14 protein-coding genes and 1 pseudogene are annotated in these 13,729 nt (G+C 61.9%); 7 read left to right on the top strand and 8 right to left on the bottom strand.

Annotated elements, in window-relative coordinates; all coding sequences use genetic code 11:
* Positions 1 to 51: 51 nt before the first annotated feature.
* A complete protein-coding gene (locus AAIH70_RS01180) occupies positions 52 to 666 on the bottom strand; it encodes an FMN-dependent NADH-azoreductase (protein WP_132273341.1) in 615 nt (204 codons plus the stop codon).
* Positions 667 to 815: 149 nt separating this feature from the next.
* On the opposite strand from AAIH70_RS01180, the gene AAIH70_RS01175 reads away from it, so the two are divergent.
* Complete coding sequence (locus AAIH70_RS01175; RefSeq protein ID WP_132273342.1) at positions 816 to 1,781, top strand: LysR family transcriptional regulator; 966 nt, start codon at positions 816 to 818, stop codon at positions 1,779 to 1,781.
* Positions 1,782 to 1,850: 69 nt separating this feature from the next.
* On the opposite strand, the gene AAIH70_RS01170 is transcribed toward AAIH70_RS01175, so the two are convergent.
* A complete protein-coding gene (locus AAIH70_RS01170; protein ID WP_132273755.1) occupies positions 1,851 to 2,243 on the bottom strand; it encodes an acyl-CoA thioesterase in 393 nt (130 codons plus the stop codon).
* Between the two features lie 245 nt (positions 2,244 to 2,488).
* On the opposite strand from AAIH70_RS01170, the gene AAIH70_RS01165 reads away from it, so the two are divergent.
* Complete coding sequence (locus AAIH70_RS01165) at positions 2,489 to 3,961, top strand: extensin family protein (RefSeq protein WP_132273343.1); 1,473 nt, start codon at positions 2,489 to 2,491, stop codon at positions 3,959 to 3,961.
* Positions 3,962 to 3,977: 16 nt separating this feature from the next.
* On the opposite strand, the gene AAIH70_RS01160 is transcribed toward AAIH70_RS01165, so the two are convergent.
* Entirely contained in the window at positions 3,978 to 4,901 is a 924-nt protein-coding gene (locus AAIH70_RS01160; RefSeq protein ID WP_132273344.1) for an MYG1 family protein, read from the bottom strand.
* A 544-nt stretch (positions 4,902 to 5,445) separates the two neighbouring features.
* On the opposite strand from AAIH70_RS01160, the gene AAIH70_RS01155 reads away from it, so the two are divergent.
* The 4 genes from AAIH70_RS01155 (at position 5,446) to AAIH70_RS01140 (ending at position 8,750) form a co-directional block, all read left to right on the top strand.
* Entirely contained in the window at positions 5,446 to 6,267 is an 822-nt protein-coding gene (locus AAIH70_RS01155) for a sulfite exporter TauE/SafE family protein (RefSeq protein WP_132273345.1), read from the top strand.
* Positions 6,268 to 6,363: 96 nt separating this feature from the next.
* Entirely contained in the window at positions 6,364 to 7,332 is a 969-nt protein-coding gene (locus AAIH70_RS01150) for an ABC transporter ATP-binding protein (RefSeq protein WP_132273346.1), read from the top strand.
* Complete coding sequence (locus tag AAIH70_RS01145; protein WP_132273347.1) at positions 7,329 to 8,102, top strand: ABC transporter permease; 774 nt, start codon at positions 7,329 to 7,331, stop codon at positions 8,100 to 8,102. The genes AAIH70_RS01150 and AAIH70_RS01145 overlap by 4 nt, the downstream gene beginning before the upstream one ends.
* A gap of 126 nt (positions 8,103 to 8,228) precedes the next feature.
* The gene (locus tag AAIH70_RS01140; RefSeq protein WP_132273348.1) at positions 8,229 to 8,750 is read left to right on the top strand and encodes a TIGR00645 family protein; all 522 of its coding nucleotides are present in this window, start codon (positions 8,229 to 8,231) and stop codon (positions 8,748 to 8,750) included.
* Positions 8,751 to 8,821: 71 nt separating this feature from the next.
* Here the strand turns inward: AAIH70_RS01140 and AAIH70_RS01135 are convergent.
* Positions 8,822 to 9,514, bottom strand: a pseudogene (locus AAIH70_RS01135) (HPP family protein); the annotation flags it as partial.
* A gap of 131 nt (positions 9,515 to 9,645) precedes the next feature.
* Positions 9,646 to 10,848: an MFS transporter gene (locus AAIH70_RS01130; RefSeq protein WP_132273350.1), complete on the bottom strand. Its 1,203-nt coding sequence runs from the start codon at positions 10,846 to 10,848 to the stop codon at positions 9,646 to 9,648.
* A 73-nt stretch (positions 10,849 to 10,921) separates the two neighbouring features.
* Between AAIH70_RS01130 and AAIH70_RS01125 the strand changes: the two genes are divergently transcribed.
* Positions 10,922 to 11,917, top strand: coding sequence for an AraC family transcriptional regulator (locus tag AAIH70_RS01125; RefSeq protein ID WP_132273351.1), 996 nt, complete (start codon positions 10,922 to 10,924; stop codon positions 11,915 to 11,917).
* An 18-nt stretch (positions 11,918 to 11,935) separates the two neighbouring features.
* Here AAIH70_RS01125 and AAIH70_RS01120 read toward each other — a convergent pair whose 3' ends face one another.
* From AAIH70_RS01120 to AAIH70_RS01110, 3 genes are read right to left on the bottom strand one after another with little or no spacing between them, the layout of a single operon-like run.
* Positions 11,936 to 12,640 (bottom strand): TIGR02281 family clan AA aspartic protease, encoded by a 705-nt coding sequence (locus AAIH70_RS01120; RefSeq protein ID WP_132273352.1) that lies wholly within the window; start codon positions 12,638 to 12,640, stop codon positions 11,936 to 11,938.
* Complete coding sequence (locus AAIH70_RS01115) at positions 12,637 to 12,867, bottom strand: DUF1289 domain-containing protein (RefSeq protein WP_132273353.1); 231 nt, start codon at positions 12,865 to 12,867, stop codon at positions 12,637 to 12,639. The genes AAIH70_RS01120 and AAIH70_RS01115 overlap by 4 nt, the downstream gene beginning before the upstream one ends.
* An 18-nt stretch (positions 12,868 to 12,885) precedes the next feature.
* A complete protein-coding gene (locus AAIH70_RS01110; RefSeq protein WP_132273354.1) occupies positions 12,886 to 13,665 on the bottom strand; it encodes an adenosylcobinamide-GDP ribazoletransferase in 780 nt (259 codons plus the stop codon).
* Between the last annotated feature and the right edge of the window lie 64 nt (positions 13,666 to 13,729).

The following is a 13,729-nucleotide window of genomic DNA, read 5'->3' as shown; positions in this document are numbered from 1 at the left end:
CCGATCTGCATCGGTCGCCATATGTGTTTTCAGCGGTGGATCAGATGCGGATCAGGCAGCCTTGGCCAGTTCGTCCGTGCGGGCAGCAGCGGAGGCGATCGCCTTTTCAAAGGCTTCCGGGCCAAAGGCCGTGCCTTCGACATAGATGACTTCGACATCGGTCATGCCCAGGAAGGCCAGCACGGTCTTGAGGTAGGGAACGGCGTGGTTCATGGCGACAGCCGGGCCATCCGAATAAACGCCGGCAGCCGACAGGACGATGTAGACCTTCTTGTTCTTTGCCAGGCCTTCCGGGCCTTCAGCAGTGTAGCGGAAGGTCATGCCGGCGCGGGCGACCATGTCGATCCAGGACTTCAGCGAGGAGTAGATGTTGAAGTTGATCAGGCCGGTGGCGATGACGACTGTGTCGGCGGCCAGCAGTTCATTGGTCAGCGTGTCGGATTCGACGACGGCTGCGGCTTCTTCCGGCGTGCGGTCGGCCGGCTGCTTCTTGATGGCCGAGGTGGTGACCGGGTCGAGATGGGCGATCGGGTTCTTGCCGAGGTCGCGATGTGCGACGGTTGCGGCCGGATTGTTTGCCTTCAGCTTATCGACGAATTCGGTAGCCACTTTCGTCGACAGGGATTCGGCGCGCGGGCTTGAGGTGACGAGGAGAATGGACGACATGTCGGAATTCCTTGAACGGATTGCGGTTGTTTCTTCGGAGGTTGGGCTGGGAGGTCCCATCCTCGCTCGGCTTCACAAATAGGCATGGACACCTATCGAGAGAACCGGGATAATGTCGAAGCTAGTTATCTAGGAAATGGATAGGTCGAATGGACGCCAATCCCACGCTCGATCAGTTGCAGGTTTTTCTGTCGGTTGCCGAAACGGGAAGCTTTTCTGCTGCCGCCCGCAGGTTGAACCGTGCGCAGTCGGTGGTCAGCTACACGATCGCCAATCTCGAGGCGCAGCTGGAAATGCCGCTTTTCGAGCGCAGCGGCCGCCAGCCAAAATTGACGGAAGAGGGGCGGGCGATGCTGGCCGATGCGCGCCGCATCGTTGCCGACCTGCAATTGATGCGGGCGCGGGCAAAGAGCATCAAGCAGGGGTTGGAAGCTGAGCTGACCATGGCGATCTCCGTCATGGTGCCTGCCGATGCCGTCGTCGTCGAACTGCGCGAATTTCGCGCCCGTTTTCCCTCCGTGTCGCTCAATCTGCATGTCGGTGAACTCGGCATGGTGATGGACATGGTGTCTTCCGGTCGTGCCGATATCGGCCTTGGCGGGGCGCTGCTGAGCAAGGATGACACGCTGGTGGTGGAAAGGATCGGCCACTCGTTCATGCTGCCGGTGGCGGCAAGCGACCATCCGCTGGCGCAGATCGCCCGGCCGCTGACGCTGGCCGACGTGCGTGAAGAGGTGCAGATGGTGGTGACTGATGCATCGGGCCTGACCAATGGCCGCGATTTCAATGTGTTGTCGTTCAAGACATGGCGGGTGAGCGACATCGCCACCAAACACCAACTGATCAAGGGCGGGCTCGGCTGGGGTGGTCTGCCGGCCTCGCTGGTGCGGCATGATCTCGTCGAGGGCCGGCTGGTGGCGCTGAAGCTCGATGCCTATCAGCAGGGCGAATATCCGCTTTACGCCATGCACAAGGCCTCGCATCCGCTGGGACCTGCGGCATCCTGGCTGGTGGAGGCCTTCAAGGTGCGGCTTTCCAATTGCCCCAATCACAAGGATTTTTCCGAAATTCTCGGGCTGGACGATGTGCGGCCCATGCGGCAGGCGGCGGAATAGGGCGAGCAATTTCGGCTTGCCGTTTTGCGGTGAGATGCGGTTCAGGGAGGCCGCGAGCGGTGCTCCGCCTCACTCCGGTGGCACCGGCGTCGGTTTGCCGTTTTCATCCAGTGCCACCATGATGAATGTGCCGGCCGTGACTTTTTCCAGCGCCCGGTGACGGTCCCGTTTCGCCCAGGCTTCGATACTGAGCGTGATCGAAGTGCGGCCGACCCGTGTGATCTGCGTGTAGATATTCAGCGTATCGCCGATCTTCACCGGCAGTTCGAACGACATCTCCTTGACGGTGGCCGTCACCACGCGGCCATGGGCGCGCTCGGCGGCGCGGATGCCGCTTGCCAGGTCCATCTGTGCCATGACCCAGCCGCCAAAAATGTCGCCGGCCGGATTGGCATCGGCGGGCATGGCGAGCGTGCGGAGTGTCAGTTCGCCCGTTGGTACAGTCTTGGCGGTGTCGTTCATGGTGATCTGGTGGCCTTCGTTTGCGGTGCGGCGGACCATAAGCATGTCGCATAGCCTCGGCAAGGCGGCTTTCGCAGCAAGTCTGCCGCCCGGACGCATCGTTTCGCGGCACCTCTGTCCCGATATGACCTTGAAACGGCCTTGATCGCTCAAGCTTTCGTTTACCAAGCCAGCCTAGAATCCGGAAGAGTGGCGAATCTGTCACGAAGAACGGACGACCTCTTGGACAGGTAAGGCATTCTGGTATGGCGTATGCTCTTTTCTGGCGGCGGGTTACGGCTTCGCTGATGATCACGACGATGCTGACGGCATGTTCGGCGGACGGGCTTGTGCCGCCGGCCGGCATCGACAACGGCACGCGCGTCGGCGCCATTCGGCCGATGCCGCCGACAAACATGCCGGCCAGCCAGACCTATGGCGGAACCTCGACCGCCGGCCTTTCCGACCCCATGCCGCCGGCAGCCGTCGATAACGGCCAGTCTTCCTACGGATACCTGCGCGAGCCGGGCGTCAACGGCAATCCCGGTTCGGCCTATGGCGGTTATAGCGGACAGAACGGTGGCATTGCCCGCCAGCCGATGCCGCAGGCACCCGCCAACGAACAATGGGGCGGGCCGATGCCGCCCGAGCGATCAACAAGCCAGCCGATGCGGAACGCTCGCGTGCAGCAGGGGCGTCTTCCGGGTATCGACAGCGATGAAGGCGTCGCTGCCGTTTCCGGCGGCCAGAGCATGTCCGCACAAGGCGCCGAAGGTGGCGTCAACATGGATGCCGAACTTGGCGTCGGCGGCGATAACGGCGTCGTCGGTCTGGCGCAGGAGCAGCAGACGGATATCGCCGAAGGTGTCGGCAGCCAGCCGGTGGTTGATGGCATCGGCACCGACAGTCCACGCGCACTTGGCCGTCAGGGCAGGACGCAGCCGCAGAACCTGGGTGACGAGCCTGTCATCGTGCCGCCAAAGCGCTCGGGCAGCGGCCAGCGTGCCGATCTGGGCAATAACAACAACATGAGTGGCGAGCAGCCATGGCAGCGCCAGTCTACGCCTTTCGGGACCCGTCAGGTGGGCGGCGAGGCGCAGGCGCAGGAAGTGGCCATGCTGCGCACCCCGAACCCGATGGACGAACGCACGCCGATCGCACCGCGCGGCCCGGAAGCCATGCCGGCTTCGGAAGCGGCCTGCCGTGTCGAACTGCGCCGTCTCGGCGTCGAATATCGCAATGCCGAGCGCATCTCGGATGGCCCGAGCTGCGGCATCGATTACCCGATCGAGCTGACCGGCCTGTCCGGCAATATCGGCGTCAAGCCGTCGGTCAAGCTGAACTGCCAGACGACACTCGCCTTTGCCCGCTGGGTGAAATACGAACTCGCACCGTCTTCGCGCGCCCGCTACTGGAGCGGCGTCAAGACCATCGTGCCGCTTGGCGGCTATTCCTGCCGGCGCATGAACAACAGCCGCCAGAAATACAATCCGATCTCCGAACATGCGCGTGGCAATGCCATCGATGTCGGCAAGTTCGTGCTGAAGAACGGCCACGATATCGACGTGCGCAAGAAGGGCCTGTTCAAGTTCCGCGAAGGCGGGCTTCTGAAGGCCGTGCGCACCGACAGCTGCAAATATTTCAACACGGTGCTCGGCCCAGGCTCCAACAAGGAGCACTGGAACCATTTTCACTTCGATCTGCGGGAGCGCAAATCGGGCAGCCGTTATTGCGATTGAGTGGAGCTGGCGGGGATCAACCCGCCAGAGCTTCCTTTACCGCCAGATCGGCCATGGCGAGTGCTGCCTCGCGTGTTTTGGCAGCCGCGATGAAGCGGGCATTGTGGCAGAAGCTGGCGCCGATAACGCCGGAAACCTTTTCAAGTTCTCCGTTGTTCAAACCGGCCCAGGCAGCGGGCAGATCGGCGCGCTGTTCAAATCCGTCATCGCTGAGGCGAATACCGGTAACACACCAATCCTTGTCGCGCGGGTGCACCACGAACAGAAGATGCTCTGCGCCGGCTTTTACGATGGCCGGGCGAAAAGGCATGCCCATCGGCAGTTCCAGAACGCGGCTGTCGCCGGTGGTGGCGATCGCATCGAGAACGAGGCTTTCTGCGCGCAGTTTCGAGGCGCGCTGGGCGATGCCGGCCTCGACGAAGAGACGGGCAATGCCGAGTGCAACCTCAAAGGCGCGGTCGTCTGCGTCCGCATCCTTGGCGTCGAAGACGGGCTTCAAGGTTGCCAGCAGGCTCGGCAGCGTCAGGCTGGCCAGCGGTCCGGCGACGGAGGGATCGACCGCACCATTGTCGAGCAGATCAATCGGCAGCACGAATTTCTGATCGAAGGCAGCGTGCACGGCATCGGCATGCGCTTCCGGCACATCCAGCGCCAGAAGATAGGCGCGACCAAAATGTTTCCAGATCAGGCCGAAGGATGAGTAAGGCGCGCCATCTTCGCGCAGCGGCGCACCGCGCTGATGATGGTCGAAAATGCCTATGTCGGCATCATAGGCGCCGCCGACATCATAGATGATGCGGTCGGAACCCGGCGTGATCCATTCCGGCGCGCGGCTGCGTACCAATTTGGCGTTCGGGAAGAGACGCGTGAGGATGACGCTCGACAGCAGCTCATCGGCATGGAAGCCCCCGGAATGGGTGACGAGGAAATCTGGGATCATGCCGGGAGCTACCTTGCTGTGACGGAGGAGTTTTGTGGAGGCTCCAGATAGCCGGTGAGGGGCCAAGGCTCAAGGGTGAGAATGGCTTTCATACCCTCAGGCAAAAAAGAGGCCGGCACGGGGCCGGCCAAAGGGTGGAAAGCGGGCGCGGGATTGTGTGCCGGCTTTCGGTCACTACGACTGCATGCATCACGACAGGAAGCGCATGGGCGGCCATGCATTTCCGATAGGGACCATCAGGCGAACGGTGCCTCGGCGGCCCAACGAGGATGGGCGGGCAAGGCGGCCTGACGGTCATGCTTCGGGATCGGCGGCGTGTGCGGCGGTGCGGCCGGTCTCGACGACGGCAACATGGCGCGACAAGATTACGGCTCTGTGACGGTTGTGCAGATTTTGCCATTTGCGCGTTTTACGAATGATCTGGATGACACCCGAACGCACTTGTCCACAGGCGATCACGCTGGCACAACGGCAGGATCGGATGCGCAGGCGGTGAATTTCAAAAAAACTCCGCAATGCCGGTTTTCGCGTTGCAGGAGAGTTCATGCCCGAAATGACAGAAATGCTTTTCTTTGCCGCCGTGCTGGCGGCGAGCGGTGTCGTGTCCGGGTTGCTGGCCGGCATGTTCGGTATCGGCGGAGGCGCCATTCTGGTGCCGATCTTCTTTCATGTCTTCGGTCTGCTCGGCGTGCCCGAGGACGTTCGCATGCAATTGTCGCTCGGCACGTCGCTGGCCATCATCGTGCCGACCTCGATCCGCTCGTTTCTGGCGCATCGGGCGCGCGGTGCGGTCGATATGGAGCTTTTGCGCGGCTGGGTGATTGCCGTGCCGCTCGGCACGCTGATTGCGGCAATCGTTGCCGCCAAGGCGTCGAGCGTGACGCTACGGCTGATCTTTGCGGTGATCGCGCTCATTCTGGCGGCACGGATGATCTTTAACCGGGCGAGCTGGCGGCTGGGCGACGAGCTGCCGAAAAATCCGGCGCGGTTTCTGGTCGGCACCAGCTTTGGCATCCTGTCCGGCCTGATGGGTGTGGGCGGCGGTGTCGTCAACAACACGTTCATGACGCTCTATGGCCGTTCCATCCATCAGGCGGTGGCGACGTCGTCCGGCATGGGCGTGCTGATTTCGCTGCCGGGGCTGGTGGGTTATGTATTCGGCGGTTGGGGTGCAGCCGGCCTGCCGCCGCTTTCCACAGGTTACGTCAACTGGATCGCCGTCGCGCTGATCATCCCGATCACGCTCATCATGGCGCCCTATGGCGCGCGGGCCGCGCATGCGATGAGCCGACAGGCGCTGGAGCGGGCGTTCGGCGTGTTTCTCGTCTGCGTTTCGATCCAGTTCTTTGTCGGCGTGTTCTATTGATTGTCCGTCAAAACGGATAACTGCCGACGGGGGATGTTTTTCCGTTGGCATGGCACCTATATCCGGCGCCAAAGTATTCCAGCCAGAAGTCTCTCCATGTCGTCTATTCAGCCGAATTCCAGCAAACCTCCCATCGTTTCCATCCGTAATCTGACAAAAGTCTATGGCAACGGGTTCAAGGCGCTGAAAGGCGTCGATCTCGACATCCGCGAGGGCGAGATCCTTGCGCTGCTCGGGCCAAACGGCGCCGGCAAGACTACGATGATCTCTATCGTCTGCGGGCTGGTCAATCCGAGCGGTGGGCAGGTGACGGTCGGCGGTCATGACGTGGTGCGCGATTTCCGCGCCACCCGCTCGATGATCGGGCTGGTTCCGCAGGAACTGACCACCGACCAGTTCGAGACGGTGATCAACACCGTCACGTTTTCGCGCGGTCTGCACGGCAAGTCGAAAAATCCGGCCTTGATTGAGCAGGTTCTGAAGGACCTGTCCTTGTGGGACAAGCGCAACAACATGCTGCGCGAACTTTCCGGCGGCATGAAACGGCGTGTGCTGATCGCCAAGGCGCTGGCGCATGAACCGCGCATCCTCTTCCTCGACGAGCCGACGGCCGGTGTCGATGTGACGCTTCGGCGCGACATGTGGCAGGTGGTGGAAAAACTGCGCGAAACCGGCGTCACCATCATCCTCACCACCCATTATATTGAGGAGGCGGAGGAGATCGCCGATCGCGTCGGCGTCATCAATGCCGGCGAGCTGCTGCTGATCGAGGACAAGACCACGCTGATGAAAAAGCTCGGTGCCAAACAGCTGCGGCTGGAACTGACTCGGCCACTTGAAACGGTGCCGCCAGGGCTGGAGGCCTTCGATCTCAAACTGGTCGATGACGGTCGTGCGCTGGTGCATGATTATGCGGCGGATGAGACGCATGGGAACGGGCAGGGCAGTCGCATCGCGGCGCTGATGAAGGCGCTGGCGGCAGCCGATGTGCCGCTTGCCGATATTTCCACCCACCAGAGTTCGCTTGAGGACATATTTGTAAAGCTGATCGGAGAGCGGGCATGACCGGCACATTCAATTTCGAAGCGGTCAAGGCGATCTACTATTTCGAGATGGCCCGCATGCGCCGCACGCTTCTGCAAAGCGTCATCTCGCCGGTCATCACCACGTCGCTCTATTTCATCGTGTTCGGTACGGCGATCGGCTCGCGTATTCAGGAAGTCGGCGGCGTTTCCTACGGCTCGTTCATCACGCCGGGCCTGATCATGCTGACGCTATTGACCCAGTGCATCAGCAATGGCTCGATCGGCATCTATTTCCCGAAATTTACCGGAACGATCTACGAGCTTCTGTCGGCGCCGGTGGCGATGTCGGAAGTGCTGATCGGTTATGTGGGAGCGGCGGCCAGCAAAGGGCTGATCATCGGCCTGATCATTCTCGCCACGGCCTCCTTCTTCGTCGATATCCACATCGCCCATCCGTTCATGATGGTGCTGTTTCTGGTGCTGACGGCGATCACTTTCAGTCTGTTCGGTTTCATCATCGGCATCTGGGCCAAGAATTTCGAACAGTTGAACATCGTGCCGATGCTGATCGTGCCGCCGCTCACCTTCCTCGGCGGCAGTTTCTATTCGATCGACATGCTGCCGCCTTTCTGGCAGGCGGTCAGCCATTTCAATCCGGTGCTTTATCTCGTCAGCGGTTTCCGCTGGAGTTTTTACGAGATCGCCGACGTCAATCCGATCGTCAGCCTTGGCATGATCGGGCTGTTTCTGGTGATCTGCCTGTCGATCCTCGGCTGGATTTTCCGCACCGGTTACCGGCTGCGCAGCTAAGACTTGAAACTGGCAATCGTCAGGAAAATCGCGACCTAGCGACGCGGGGCAGCTTCGTCGTCTTGCGGGTGTCGTGGTCAGGGACTATCTGATCCGCACCCCAAGACCTTCGGAGACTACACCTACATGAAATCGCTGGAACTGCTCGTCGAGAAGATTATCCTGTCGAGCCGATGGATACTCATCATCTTCTACCTTGGCCTTGCTGCGGCTTTGGCGGTTTACGCACTGTCCTTCCTGTCAAAGTTCTGGAAGGTCGCGCAGAACGTCTTCACGCTGGGTGAAGGGGAAATGATCCTCGCCATGCTCGGCCTGATCGATGCTGCTCTGGTCGCCAGCCTGATCGTGATGGTGATGATTTCCGGCTACGAAAACTTTGTCAGCCGTTTCGACGAGACGGAAGCCGACGTGTCCTTCCTCGGCAAGCTCGATGCCGGCAGCCTGAAGATCAAGGTGGCCTCGTCGATCGTGGCGATCTCGTCGATCCATCTGCTGCAGATCTTTCTCAATGCCGCGCAATACACCGATGGTCAGCTGATGTGGTACACGATCATCCATCTTGCCTTTGTCGTATCGGCGGTGATGCTCGGCTGGCTGGAAAAGATCATGGCCTCGGCGAAGGCCGACAAGGACGATCTGAAGATCTGATTTCTTCGACTGCGAGTTATAATTGAGGACGGCGCCTTTCGGGGCGCCGTTTGTCATTTCAGGACCGTGCGCCGGGCGATATGCTCCGCCTCCACCTGCCGCATCAGGCGGATCAGGTCTTCCCGGTCGATGTCGAAGGTTTCGTCGAGATGGGCGAGCGCGGCATCGACATCTTCCTCTTCGAAATTCGGTATGGCCGATGGCACCGGTACATTCGGTGCGGTGACCGCCGGTGCCGGGCGGTGCGGGTAGGAGCGGCCACACAGGCGGTGGAAAATGATGCCGGCAATCGTCAGCACGATGGCGTTCAACAGCACCGGCATGACAGGAAAGAGCGGCCCCCAGGCATCAACGGCACCACCGCCGAGAACCGCCATCAGCGCCGCAGCGCCACCGGGCGGATGCAGGCAGCGGGTGATCGACATCACCAGAATGGCAAGCGAGACGGCGATACCCGTGGCCAGCACCGGTTCGGGCACGAAATGCGCGACCAGCAGGCCGACAGCCGCCGACAGCGTGTTGCCGCCGATCACCGACCATGGCTGCGCCAGCGGACTGGCGGGTACGGCAAACACCAGCACGGCGGATGCGCCCATCGGCGCGACCAGAAGCGGTGACAGGCCATGGCCGATCATCAGCCCGGCCAGCGCGCCGGTGAGCGCGATGCCGATCAGGGCGCCGAGACCGGCGACGAGGCGTTCGCGCAGGCTGGCGCCGGCAAGGATGGGGTTGAAAATGACGGAGGCAATTTTGCGAGGAGACATGGAGGCATCTTGCTGCGGTCGTTGATGCGCCGTGCTTGCGCCTAAACTTGATGATTGCCAAGAGCTAATAAAGGAAAATCCGGCCGACAGGTGTCGACCGGATTTTTTGGCAGGGATGGTCAGGAAACGTCTCAGCCCATCGACAGACGACGGCTCTCGCCACGGCTGGCCATGACCGAGGCGCCGAGAAGCGCGCCGGCGGCGAGGAAGGACACGACGGCGATCGGCCCCTGGGTCTCGATCAGGATGCCGCCGAGGACCGCACCGCTGGAAATGGCGATCTGGAACGTTGTGAGCATCAGCGCACCGGCACTTTCCGCCTCATCCGAACCGGCGCGGACGACAAAGCTCTGCAGGCTGACCGGGATGGCGCCGAAGGCAAGGCCCCAGACGGCAACAGCCGTAGCTGCAACGATTTCCGAGCTTCCGGCCACTGCCATGCTGACGGCTGCGGCTGCGACAAGGCTTGCAAAGATGGTGATCGACAGGCGCGGGCTGCGCTCCGATACGAAGCCGCCGAGCAGGTTGCCGAAGAAGCCGGCAACGCCATAGGCAAGCAGGATCAGCGAGATGGTTTCGACGCCGAGATGCGGCACACGTTCCAGGAACGGGCGAATATAGGTGAAGCCTGCAAAATGGCCGGTGATGACCAGAAGAATGGTGATGAGGCCGAGACGCATGGCCGGACGACGCAGCAGTGCCGCCATGGTGGCGAGACCGGCATGGCCGCTTGGCGGCATGGCGGGCAGGGTAAATGCCTGTACGAGAAGGGCGACAACGCCGATGCCGGCCGACAGGTGGAATGCAGCGCGCCATCCCATCGTGGCGCCGATCCATGCGCCGAGCGGGGCGGCACAGACGGTGGCGAGCGACACGCCGGCCATGATGATGGCCATGGCGCGGGGCATCAGGTGCGGCGGCACAAGGCGCATGGCAAGCGCTGCCGACATGGCCCAGAAACCGCCAAGCCCGATGCCGAGCAGGAAGCGGGCGGTGAGCAACGTATAGATGCTGCCGGCGAAAGCCGCGATCAGGCTTGAAATGATGAGCAGTGTCGTCAGCGCCAATACGGTCCAGCGGCGGTCATATTTGCGGGTGCCGATAACAACGGCAGGCCCTGCAATGGCAGCGACGATGGCGGTCATGGTGATCGACTGGCCGGCAACGCCGGAGGTGACGGCAAGGTCACCGGAAATCGGTGTCAGCAGGCTGACGGGCAGAAATTCCGCGGTGACAAGGCCAAAAACGCCCAATGTCATGGAGACGACAGCGCCCCAACGCGCATGTTCTGCCGTCCGGGCGTCGCCGCCCGGGGATGGGATATGGTCCAGCATGGTATTCTCCTGATTTGCGGTTGATCAAGGGATAGGCGTGACGAGCTGGAGTTTCCATGCTAGAAACTCCGTCATGCTTGATCATTCGTCCAATTCTCATTTTGAACTTCCCGCCGATCCGCTCAGCGAAATGCTGCGGGGGTTGCGTCTCGATGGCGTTGAATACGGTCGGTGCCGGCTTGCGGAGCCGTGGGCGACGGCATTTCCGGCGCAGGATGCGGCGCGGTTTCATTTTATCCAGTCCGGGTGCGCCGTATTGCAGCTGGCAGGCCACGACGAATGGCTGGAGCTGAAGGCCGGCGACGCCGTGCTTCTGCCGCGCGGCGATGCGCATGTGCTGGCCAGCCGTTCGGACGTGTCGCCGGTGCCGTTCGAACGGTACGGACGTACCAAAATATGCTCCGGCGTCTATGATGTTCAATGTCAGGAAATGCTGCGTGGCAGTACGCAGGTCTTCAACGGCTCCATGCGCTTCAATGTCGACCGGCTGCATCCGCTATTGCAGATGATGCCGGATGTGATGACGACGATCGATCTGGCCCGCAGCGAGCCCACCATTCCGCATCTGCTCGACGCCATGGCGCGTGAGGTGGATATGGACCGCGTTGGTGCCGGCGGCATTTTGGCACGGCTTGCGGATGTCTTGATGGCGACGATGATCCGCACCTGGGTGGAGCATGGTTGCGGCAAGACCAATGGCTGGATTGCGGCGGTGCGCAGCCCCGATGTCGGCCGGGTTCTGGCGGCGATCCATCTGGAGCCGGAGCGTGACTGGACGGTTGCCGAACTGGCGCGCCATATGGGGGCGTCGCGCTCGGGTTTTGCCGAACGATTTGCCAAGGTTGTGGGCGAAACGCCCGCGCGTTACGTGGCGCGGGTGCGCATGCATCAGGCGCGGCTCTGGCTGAAAGAGGGCATGCGGGTGGCGGTAATCGCCGAGCGGCTGGGATATGATGCCGAGGCTTCGTTCAGCCGTGCTTTCAAGCGCATCATCGGCGCTCCTCCGAGTCATTTTCGCGCGAAGGTGGATGAAGTGACGCCGGTTATGGAACTGATGGCGGCGGAATAGACGCCGCCCCACCGTCGTTCAGTCGCGCAGCCTCAGCTCATCCGTCTGGATTTGCAGGGAACCCAGCGTCGACAGAAACGTCATGCCGAGCAGACTTTCACTCAAGCGACCTTCCGAGGCGACCATGGCGCGCACATCGCGGCGCACGATCGGGCCGATCGCCATCTGATCGAGGCGGACGGGGGCTGCCATGGCGCGACCGTTCGCGGTCGAAACGGCGACGGTGAAGGACAGGTTTTCCGGATCTAGGCCAAGTGTCTGTGCATCTTCCCAAGTCAGCACCACGGCGCTGGCGCCGGTGTCGACCAGCATCGCAATGGTGCGACCGTTGACTTCCGTGCGAGCCTGAAAATGCCCGCCCATCGAGCGGTGGAGGATGACTTCCGAGCTACCGTCCGACGCGGTGGTGACGATGGCGCTGCCGGGCATGAGGCCGGCCATCAGCCGGTTGCCGACGGAAGCAAAATCATTGCGGTAGAGATAACCGACCATCAGGCCCATGATGATGACCAGCCAGATTGCGATCATCCGTGCCGTTTCGCCAAGCTTGCCATGACGGCCCGCCAGCACGCCCGCGGAAAGCACGGCGGCAATCGGCAAAAGATAGACGAGGCTGGCAAAATCGTCATTGGCCATGCCGAGCGTGCGGCCGCTCGAATCGTTGAAGATCAGGAGCGCCAGTCCGGCGCCGAGAATGAGCAGAACGACGGTCAATCCATTCACGGTGCGGTGGTCTCCATCAGTGTCGAGGCAACGGTGAGGCCGGCACGGTGCAGGCGGCCGGGCAGGGTGGCCATGATTTTTGCACGCGCATCATTATCCATATCGCGCCAGTTGCCGATTTCATCGAGCGAACGGCCGCAGCCGAGGCAATGGCCGGCAAGCGGGGCGTCTTCCGCAGCAATGGTGCAGACGCCGGTGCAGGGGGAGAGGATTTTCGATACGTGCATGGCCGACATATCGGGTGCTCACGTGGCGAGGGCAAGGGCGGTGAGCATGGCTGCCGCCGTGATCTGCTGGGTGGCGCCGATCGTATCGCCGGTATGGCCGCCGAGTTTTTTATCGGCCACGCGGGTGAAGGCGAAGGCGGCCAGAACCGCGAGTGCCAAAGCGAACAGGATGGAGCCGAGATGATAGCTTGGCAGAAGCAATAGGAAGGCAATCAATGTGGCCAGTGTCAGCGCCGTTGTGCGTGCTGCATCCTCCGGTTTTCCGACGGCGACAGCAACACCATTGGTGCGGGCTTGTGGCAGCAGCGACCAGTGCCAGACCATCAGCGCGCGGCTGACGGCAGCAGTGGAGAGAAGAGTGAGTGCCGCGCCGAAGGGAGAGAGGTCGTCGCCGAGTTGGGCCAGTGCCGCAGCGCGGATGCCGAAGGAAAGGATGAGGGCGACAACACCATAGGAACCGGTGCGGCTGTCCTTCATGATGGTGAGCGCATGCTCCTTGTCACGGCCGCCGCCAAGCCCATCGGCGGCATCGGCCAATCCATCCTCATGCAGCGCGCCGGTGGTGATTGCCAATGCGCCGAGACTGAGGATGGCGGCCAGGAACGGTTCGGCACCGAGAACGAGCGTGGCCCAGAACACGCACATGGCGGGAAGCGCAACGACCACACCTGCCAGCGGAAACGCCCGGACAGCACGCGAAATGCTGCCGTCATGGCCCTCGAAAAAGCGGGCGTGAACCGGCAGTCGGCTGAGAAAACCGACGGAGCGGGCGATGTCTGCGACGAATTCGCTGAGCATGTGACGTGCGTTTGGCAGTTGTTCCTCCGGCCGTGCCTGATAAACAGGGGGCCACAAAGCGGGA

It is taken from the genome of Neorhizobium sp. BT27B (assembly GCF_050455485.1).
Lineage (GTDB): Bacteria > Pseudomonadota > Alphaproteobacteria > Rhizobiales > Rhizobiaceae > Neorhizobium.
This window is presented reverse-complemented; position numbering and strand designations above follow the sequence as displayed.

What these genes read in the sequence shown, in the direction of transcription:
- AAIH70_RS01180 (WP_132273341.1), bottom strand. Translation starts at nt 666, where the DNA reads ATGTCGTCCATTCTCCTCGTCACCTCAAGCCCGCGCGCCGAATCCCTG.
- AAIH70_RS01175 (WP_132273342.1), top strand. Translation starts at nt 816, where the DNA reads ATGGACGCCAATCCCACGCTCGATCAGTTGCAGGTTTTTCTGTCGGTT.
- AAIH70_RS01170 (WP_132273755.1), bottom strand. Translation starts at nt 2,243, where the DNA reads ATGAACGACACCGCCAAGACTGTACCAACGGGCGAACTGACACTCCGC.
- AAIH70_RS01165 (WP_132273343.1), top strand. Translation starts at nt 2,489, where the DNA reads ATGGCGTATGCTCTTTTCTGGCGGCGGGTTACGGCTTCGCTGATGATC.
- AAIH70_RS01160 (WP_132273344.1), bottom strand. Translation starts at nt 4,901, where the DNA reads ATGATCCCAGATTTCCTCGTCACCCATTCCGGGGGCTTCCATGCCGAT.
- AAIH70_RS01155 (WP_132273345.1), top strand. Translation starts at nt 5,446, where the DNA reads ATGCCCGAAATGACAGAAATGCTTTTCTTTGCCGCCGTGCTGGCGGCG.
- AAIH70_RS01150 (WP_132273346.1), top strand. Translation starts at nt 6,364, where the DNA reads ATGTCGTCTATTCAGCCGAATTCCAGCAAACCTCCCATCGTTTCCATC.
- AAIH70_RS01145 (WP_132273347.1), top strand. Translation starts at nt 7,329, where the DNA reads ATGACCGGCACATTCAATTTCGAAGCGGTCAAGGCGATCTACTATTTC.
- AAIH70_RS01140 (WP_132273348.1), top strand. Translation starts at nt 8,229, where the DNA reads ATGAAATCGCTGGAACTGCTCGTCGAGAAGATTATCCTGTCGAGCCGA.
- AAIH70_RS01130 (WP_132273350.1), bottom strand. Translation starts at nt 10,848, where the DNA reads ATGCTGGACCATATCCCATCCCCGGGCGGCGACGCCCGGACGGCAGAA.
- AAIH70_RS01125 (WP_132273351.1), top strand. Translation starts at nt 10,922, where the DNA reads ATGCTTGATCATTCGTCCAATTCTCATTTTGAACTTCCCGCCGATCCG.
- AAIH70_RS01115 (WP_132273353.1), bottom strand. Translation starts at nt 12,867, where the DNA reads ATGCACGTATCGAAAATCCTCTCCCCCTGCACCGGCGTCTGCACCATT.
- AAIH70_RS01110 (WP_132273354.1), bottom strand. Translation starts at nt 13,665, where the DNA reads ATGCTCAGCGAATTCGTCGCAGACATCGCCCGCTCCGTCGGTTTTCTC.